The following is a 7587-nucleotide window of genomic DNA, read 5'->3' on the forward strand; positions in this document are numbered from 1 at the left end:
AGCCGCGATGATCGACGAAACTCTCCTCGAAGCCGAGGAAAAGATGGACAAGGCGGTGGAGGTCGCCCGGGAGGACTTCGCCGGGATCCGCACGGGACGCGTCACGCCCGCGATGTTCAACAAGATCAGCGCTGAGTACTACGGCACGCCGACCCCGATCCAGCAGCTCGCGTCGTTCCATGTGCCCGAGCCCCGCATGGTCATCGTCCAGCCCTATGACAAGGGCGCGATGAACGCGATCGAGCGGGCGATCCGGGACAGCGACCTCGGCGTAAACCCGGGCAACGACGGCCAGGTGATCCGCGTGGTGTTCCCCGAGCTGTCGGAGGAGCGCCGCAAGGAGTACATCAAGATCGCCAGGGCGAAGGCGGAGAACAGCCGGGTCTCCGTGCGCAACATCCGCCGGCACGCCAAGGACACCCTGGACAAGCTGATGAAGGACGGCGAGGCGGGCGAGGACGAGGTGCGACGGGCCGAGAAGGAGCTCGACGACCTCACCCAGAAGCACGTCGCCAAGATCGACGAGCTGCTCAAGCACAAGGAAGCCGAGCTGCTGGAGGTCTGAGCGGTCGGCCGCGGAGCCGTCGGCGCGGTCCGCGCCGCCCGGCCTTAAGCTGTTCGCACAGACGGCGAGAGGCCGTGTGATCCGAGCATCGCGTATCGGCGGGGTTGAGCTGCGTTCGGGAGCGTGATTTCGGGGAGGGGTCGACGTGCTCTCCGATGGCGCGCTTTCGCGGGGAATACGCGTCGCCGGATCATATGGTTGAAGATCATGGGTCAGGAAAGCGCGGAACCCCCTTGGAAGCAGCGGCGGCGAACTCAGGCTCACCCGGAGACGCGGGCGGCGATGTCCCACCGGTCGGTGAGAACGATCCCGGCACGGGTACGGTCACCCGAGTGGAGGTCGCCCTGCCGGGGCGAGGCGACGCCGTCGGAACCCGCCAAGAGCGGAACGATGCGAGCGCCGGCGGCGAAGCCGCCGACGCGGATGGCTTGAGCATGGGCGGTGTCGGCACGGACGGCTCAGACAAGGACGGTGCCGACACCGACGGGCCCGGCACGAACGGCCCGCCTAAGGACAGTGCCAACACCGACGGGTTTGGAACGAAGGCCTCGGGTAAGGACAGCGCCGACACGGACGAGCCGGGCAGGAGCGGCCCAGGTAAGGACGGCACCGGCACCGACGGACCCGGGACCAACGGCCCGGGTGAAGGCAGCGCCGACACGGACGGGCCCGGCACCAACAGCCTGGGTGAGGACAGTGCCAACACCGACGGGCCTGGGACGAAGGGCTCGGGTAAGGACAGCGCCGACACGGACGAGCCGGGCAGGAACGGCCTGGGTGAGGACGGCGCTGGCACCGACGGACCCGGGACGAACGGGCCGGGTAAGGACAGTTCCGGCACCGGCGGGCCGGGGACGAGCGGCTCGGGTGCAGGCAGCGCCGACGCGGATGGGCCTGGGACGAACGGCCCGGGTAAGGACGGTTCCGGCACCGGCGGGCCTGGGACGAAGGGCTCAGGTAAGGACGGTGCCGACACGGACGTTCCGAATGCGGGGGATGGCCGGAAGGCCTCTGGCGGGCGGGCCGGCCGGAACCTTCCGGCGGCGATCGCCGTCGGGGTGGGCCTCGGCGGCGTCACCCTCGTCTCTCTCTACACGGTCAAGGTGCTGTTCCTCCTCGTCGTGGCGGCGGCCGTCGGCGTAGGGATCGTCGAGTTGGCCAGGGCGTTCGCCACCCGAGGCATTCAGGTGCAGGTCGCCCCGCTGCTTGGCGGCATGCTGACCATGGTGATCGGCACGTACTGGGGCGGCCCGGTCTTTCTGGTTGGTTCTTTCGCCCTGACGCTGATGATCACGCTGGCCTGGCGCATGCTTGCGCCGCCGGGAGACGCGAAGGGCGTGGTGGCGGGCACCGCCGGATATGTCCGAGACGCTACGGCGTCCGCGTTCATCTGCGCCTATCCCGCGTTGATCGCCGGATTCGTGCCGTTGCTGCTGGCCGAGGACGACGGCCCGCACCGGGTGGTCGTCTTCATCGCCGTGACGATCTGTAGCGATATTGGCGGTTATGTCGCGGGCGTACTGTTCGGCAGGCACAAGATGTCGCCGATCATCAGCCCGAAGAAGACCTGGGAGGGATTCGCCGGCTCGGCTCTGAGCTGTGTGATCTGCGGTGCCCTGCTCGTCCGCTTCCTTGTGGACGGGGCGCTGTGGCAGGGCGCGGTCCTCGGCGCGGTCGTTGTGATCTTCGCCACCCTCGGCGACCTGATCGAGTCGGTGATCAAGCGGGATCTCGGCATCAAGGACATGGGCAACCTGCTGCCCGGCCACGGCGGGTTGATGGACCGCCTCGACTCTTTGCTGTTCACCCTTGTGCCGGTGTGGGTGCTGCTCCACCTGTTCGGCTGATCGGCCGGGTGCCGGGCAGCCCGCCTTCGTACGGGGCAGGGGTGGGCCGCAGGACCTCGGTGGGCCCAGGGGTCGGCCGGTGCGGGGGCCGGTGCGTCAACCGGGTGTATCGGACCGGGTGGACCGGTCGGAGGTCATATGGGCAGACGGCCCGCGACGCGTTCGGCGAGGAACTCGTAGCCGTGCCCGACGCTGCGGAGTTCGGCGTCGGTGACGGGGATCAGCCAGAGCCACTTGACGCTGTCGCCGCCGAAGGCGAAGCCCGACAGATCCGGCAGGTAATCGAGGTCGGCGAGCATGAACACTCCGTTGTAGCCCCCAGGGACGGGGAAGGTGGCCTGCTCGTGGTACCAGCGGGCGGTGTGCCCGTGCCCCAGCCAGGTGACAGACTGCCAGGGATAGCGGGCCAGCCACAGAAAGAGCCGGGCCGCGTCCCGGGCGTCGCCGCGGGTGGCGATGGCGAGTTCCACCCGGGCGTAGGCGTCGGGCCGGTCGATGTACATCTCCACCTGGGGCATGCGCTGGCAGCTCATGCCGACCGTGCTCAGCACCGCGTAGTTCCGCCACTCCGTCCGGGGGCGTTCGGTGACGCCGACCGTCGGCAGACGCCCGTCGCTGACGTCCCAGTAACGCCGCGCGGGGCCGACCCGGGCGTCGAGATGCTCCATGACGAGTCGCCGGTACGCCTCCCAGGCCCCGTCGCCGCTGCGCCAGTTCCAGTACGAGCGCGCCTTGGCCACGCGGGGCGCGAGCCCTTCCATGGCCTCCTCAAGCGACCAGGCGAACGGCGTCTCGCCGATGGCGTCGCGGGCGTACCCGGGCATGCCCCGCTCCATGTCGGCCCAGCCGGGGATGACCGCGAGCAGCAGCCCGTCTTCGAACAGGGCCACCCCGTCGCCCTCCTCGAACCACAGCACCTCCAGTCGCGCCGGGTCGATCGGCCCTCTCCCGCTCGGGTGCCGGGTGTTGGGCCTCGGCATCACCGGCGGAAGGCCCGAGTTGAGGCGGTGCAGATCCACGGCGGACGGCGCGGCCGTGTGATTGGCGAGCCAGACCGCCCCGTGGACCACGCCTTGCGGATCGCACAGGTAGGCTACGGAGGACGCCTCGTCGCCCTCGATCACCAGGGTGCGGCTGCCGTAGGGATTGGTGTCGGTGAGCACCTCCCTCCTGGCCGGAGGTGGCCCACCCCGGAATATCGCCATATATCAGGACCTTAGATCGTTGATGGGCGGTCAGGAACCGCCTTCGTCAACCGATAGAGACGTCGGAGATATCACGATGACCACCCAGCTCACCTTCGTCGCGCCCCGCAGGGCCAAGCCTCCCCGTCACCTGGCCGACCTGTCCATGGCCGAGCGCCGGGCCGCGATCGCCGAGCTGGGGGAGAAGCCGTTCCGTGCCGATCAGCTTTCCCGCCATTACTTCGCCAAACTCACAGGTTCGGTCGCGGATATGACCGATTTGCCGGCCGGGTCGCGCGAGCGCCTCGCCGCCGAGCTCCTCCCGGATCTACTCACCCCCGTACGCGAGATCGCCTGTGACGACGGCGCCACCCGCAAGACCCTGTGGCGGCTCTTCGACGGCGCCCTGGTCGAGTCGGTGCTCATGCGCTATCCCGACCGGGTGACGATGTGCGTCTCCTCCCAGGCCGGATGCGGCATGAACTGCCCGTTCTGCGCCACCGGCCAGGCGGGCCTGACCCGCAACCTGTCCACCGCGGAGATCGTCGAGCAGGTGGTGGCCGGAGCCCGCGCGCTGAACAGCGGCCAGGTCCCCGGCGGAGGGGTCGGCGCCAAGGGCGCCGGACGGGTCGGCGGCCAGGGAGGCAACCGGGTGAGCAACATCGTGTTCATGGGCATGGGCGAACCGCTCGCCAACTACAAGGCCGTGATCAACGCCGTGCACCGTCTGGTGGATCCCGCGCCCGAGGGACTGGGCATCTCGGCCCGCCACGTCACGGTATCCACGGTCGGACTGGTCCCGGCCATCGAGAAGCTCGCGAACGAGGGCCTCCCGGTCACCCTCGCCGTCTCGCTGCACGCCCCCGACGACGAGCTGCGCGACACCCTCGTGCCGATCAACACCCGCTGGAAGGTCTCCGAGGTCCTCGGCGCCGCCTGGAACTACGCCGCCACGACCGGCCGCCGCGTCTCCATCGAGTACGCCCTGATCAGGGATATCAACGATCAGGAGTGGCGGGCCGACCTGCTGGGCCGCCTGCTCAAGGGCAAACTCGCGCACGTCAACCTGATCCCGCTCAACCCCACGCCCGGCTCCAAGTGGACCGCCTCGCGCCCCAAGGACGAGCGCGCCTTCGTCCACCGCCTGGAGTCCCACGGCGTGCCGGTGACGGTCCGCGACACCCGGGGCCGGGAGATCGACGGCGCCTGCGGCCAGCTCGCCGCCGCCCCCGACCGCTGACGGCTCCTCGGCGCGTACGGCACGGCCGCGAAACGCTCCGCAACGAGTGCGGCGCGCTACCGCGGGCACGGCCGCGAACGCCTGCTGTCCTCGCCGGGCACCGAATGCACGGCGAGGTGGCCCTAGCAGCGAGTACGGCGCAGCCAGAGGTAGGCCGCCAGCGCCACGCCCGACCACGCCAGCGTGTGCGCGGCGAACAACGGCAGCCGGGCCACCAGGTCGCCGTCGTTGACCGCGCGCATCCACACCACCGCCGGCACCGCCGAGGCCCAGGCCAGCGGCGTGAGGCTGAGCACGATCATGGTCACGTACCCGCCGACCAGCGTCAGCAACGAGGTGGCGGGCGAGGGTAGCAGGGGACGGCTGGTCAGCGCCCCCAAGGCGGTCCCGGCCGACACGCCGAGCAGGTGCAGCACGGCAGCGACTCCGATCACGCCGCCGCCGGGCATCGCCGCGAACCCGATGGCGAGGGGAACCGCGATCGCCGGCGCCGCCAGCCCCAGATTGACGACGACCGCCGCGACGACCCCTGCCACGACCTCCCGGTGGGGCCGTCCCGCCGAGGTCATGGAGATCAGCCGTTGCGTGTCCGGCTCACAGTTCAGCAGACTCCTGGCCGTCCACCCGCAGACGATGGTGAGGAAGATCGCCGAATCGGTGTAGGCGGCGAGTTCGTCCCCCGCCGGAACCCTGGTCGAGTAGAGCAGGATCAGCAGCACGAGCAATGCCAGGAACGGCTGCAGGATGAGATGCGATCGGGCGTACGCGGCCACCTTGAACCGCACCAGGGCGACGTTCATGCCCTGCCCCGCATCGCCTGGCTCTCCAGTTCCCCGCCCTGATCGTCGCCTGCCCCGACCAGGTCCCACCGATCCTCGTCGGCCGTCGTGAAATCCCGGATCCGCGCCCGCCGCCCTTCGGCCTGGAGCGCGCGGCGGACGTCGTCGGCCTCGTCGGCGTCCACGACCACCTCGACGACCTTCCTCGGCCGGGGCGCAGGCCGCTCCTCCACGGCGACCGCACGGATCGTGCCGTCCTCGACCAGCAGTCGCGTCGTGTGCGCGAGCCCGCGCAGGGCGTTTTGATGGTCGCTGACGACGACGATGCCGCCCCGCCCGGCCACCTCGCCGATGATCGTCCGCAGATCCTCGCGGGTGCGCGCGTCGAGCCCGGAGAACGGCTCGTCGAGGATCACCAGGCCGGGCGTGCCGAGCAGCGCCTGCAGGATGCCGACCTTCTGCCCGCTGCCCTTGGACAACTCGGCGAGCGGCACCGCGAGCAGGTGCGACATCCCCAGCCGCTCGGCCCAGGTCCCGATCTCGGCGGGCGCGGCCCCGCGCACGCGCGCCAGATGCGCGAGGTACGCGGCCGCGCTGAACGGCTGCGCCGCGGGGAAGACCTCGGGCGCGTATCCGACTCCGTCCGGCCTGTCCACGATTCTTCCACCGGTCGGCGGCATGACCCCCGCCAGCAGCTTCAGCAATGTCGATTTGCCGGCGCCGTTGCGACCTGTGACTTCAAGCACCGCTCCGCCCGGCAAATCCAGATCAACTCCCCGAAAAATCCACGGTCCGCGCCGCGAGTACCGGAAGGAGACGTTTGACAGCCGCATATATCTGGCACCCTATACAGACCAACCAGGACAATGTAGGACGATCATCAGTTTCCGGCAGGCGGACCGGAGGAGTGTGTGAACCGCTTTCCACGGGTGTCCGAGGTACGGCCCGGCTACGACCCCGACGAGGTGGACGCCCTGATCAAGCGCATCGAGGCCACCTTGGGCAAGGGAGTCCTGGAGTCCGAGCCGGTCACCGCCGACGAGCTGCGCGCGGCCCGGTTCCGCGTACGGCTCGGCGGCTATAACGAGCTCGCCGTCGACTACGCCTTGGAGGCGTTCATCATCGCGGTCGAGAACAAGGACGTCACCCCCCGCCGGGCGCCGTCCGCGTCCGCCGTCGAAGCACCGCAGGGGTTCGTGAACGGCTCGGTGATCGACGCGTTCACGGTCGGCGAGGCCGTGCCGGCCGCGGCGGCGCAAGCCGTACCCGTGAGCCGCGAGCGGGCCGATGAGGACCACGCCCGCCCGCCCGCGTCCGCGGAGCCGGGCACGACGGGCGCGAGGTCCACGGACGGCGCCGTCACGGCGATCGACGGCGTGCGGCCAGAGGCCGCGGAACCGCCGGAGCCGGGCGCGGGCGACGAGACGGCCGACGGCGCCCACGCGGCCGTGGCGGACGCCCCCGCCGAGACGTGGTTCGAGGAGCAGGCCGCGCGGGTGGAGCGGGCGCGTTTCCGCTCCGGCAGGCTCGGCATGGGATACAACGAGGACGAGGTGGACGCGTTCCTCGACCGGGTCGTGGCGACGCTGCGCGGAGCCACCGACGCCCCGCTCACCCCGGCGGACGTACGGGACGCGAGATTCTCCACCGTGCTGCTCCGCCCGGGGTACGCCATCGGCGAGGTGGACGAGTTCCTCGCCGAGCTGGCCGAGGTGATCGCCAAGCGAACGCCCGAGGCGGCCGACCGTGAGTAGTGCGATCTCCGCGAACCTTCACCGGGTCGGGCACCGTCCACAGGCGCCGGTCAGCGCCGTACGCCATCGCGCCGTCGCGGCGCCCGAAAGGCTGGACTCGGTGAGGCAAGATCGCCGCACCTGCGTGATGTCCGCGAACGTGCGTCAGTCCGGACACCGGCTGCCGGTGCCGTGTGTCGCGTGTCGTCGCGGTGCCTGGAAGGCCGGGTTCAGGGACG

General features: G+C 70.4%; 7 protein-coding genes. 4 read left to right on the forward strand and 3 right to left on the reverse strand.

Annotation, left to right across the window (positions count from 1 at the left end):
* The first annotated feature begins 7 nt into the window (after positions 1-7).
* Positions 8-565 (forward strand): ribosome recycling factor, encoded by a 558-nt coding sequence (gene frr / locus AB0K60_RS06290; protein ID WP_364049179.1) that lies wholly within the window; start codon positions 8-10, stop codon positions 563-565.
* A gap of 332 nt (positions 566-897) precedes the next feature.
* Positions 898-2412, forward strand: coding sequence for a phosphatidate cytidylyltransferase (locus tag AB0K60_RS06295; protein ID WP_364049181.1), 1515 nt, complete (start codon positions 898-900; stop codon positions 2410-2412).
* Between the two features lie 134 nt (positions 2413-2546).
* On the opposite strand, the gene AB0K60_RS06300 is transcribed toward AB0K60_RS06295, so the two are convergent.
* Positions 2547-3575: a suppressor of fused domain protein gene (locus tag AB0K60_RS06300; RefSeq protein ID WP_364049183.1), complete on the reverse strand. Its 1029-nt coding sequence runs from the start codon at positions 3573-3575 to the stop codon at positions 2547-2549.
* A gap of 118 nt (positions 3576-3693) precedes the next feature.
* Here AB0K60_RS06300 and rlmN point away from each other — a divergent pair, with 118 nt between their 5' ends.
* Entirely contained in the window at positions 3694-4836 is a 1143-nt protein-coding gene (gene rlmN, locus AB0K60_RS06305) for a 23S rRNA (adenine(2503)-C(2))-methyltransferase RlmN (protein ID WP_364049185.1), read from the forward strand.
* Positions 4837-4958: 122 nt separating this feature from the next.
* Here rlmN and AB0K60_RS06310 read toward each other — a convergent pair whose 3' ends face one another.
* On the reverse strand, positions 4959-5636 hold the full coding sequence (locus AB0K60_RS06310; protein ID WP_364049187.1) for a hypothetical protein: 678 nt from the start codon (positions 5634-5636) through the stop codon (positions 4959-4961).
* A complete protein-coding gene (locus tag AB0K60_RS06315) occupies positions 5633-6448 on the reverse strand; it encodes an ATP-binding cassette domain-containing protein (protein ID WP_364049189.1) in 816 nt (271 codons plus the stop codon). Before AB0K60_RS06315 ends, AB0K60_RS06310 begins: the two co-directional genes overlap by 4 nt.
* A gap of 78 nt (positions 6449-6526) precedes the next feature.
* Between AB0K60_RS06315 and AB0K60_RS06320 the strand changes: the two genes are divergently transcribed.
* Positions 6527-7369: a DivIVA domain-containing protein gene (locus tag AB0K60_RS06320; protein ID WP_364049191.1), complete on the forward strand. Its 843-nt coding sequence runs from the start codon at positions 6527-6529 to the stop codon at positions 7367-7369.
* The last annotated feature ends 218 nt before the right edge of the window (positions 7370-7587 follow it).

The sequence above is a fragment of the Thermopolyspora sp. NPDC052614 genome, assembly GCF_040678635.1.
GTDB lineage: Bacteria > Actinomycetota > Actinomycetes > Streptosporangiales > Streptosporangiaceae > Thermopolyspora.

Excerpts from the sequence above, each read along its gene's own strand:
- frr (WP_364049179.1), top strand. The coding sequence starts at position 8 with ATGATCGACGAAACTCTCCTCGAAGCCGAGGAAAAGATGGACAAGGCG.
- rlmN (WP_364049185.1), top strand. The coding sequence starts at position 3,694 with ATGACCACCCAGCTCACCTTCGTCGCGCCCCGCAGGGCCAAGCCTCCC.
- AB0K60_RS06310 (WP_364049187.1), bottom strand. The coding sequence starts at position 5,636 with ATGAACGTCGCCCTGGTGCGGTTCAAGGTGGCCGCGTACGCCCGATCG.
- AB0K60_RS06315 (WP_364049189.1), bottom strand. The coding sequence starts at position 6,448 with ATGCGGCTGTCAAACGTCTCCTTCCGGTACTCGCGGCGCGGACCGTGG.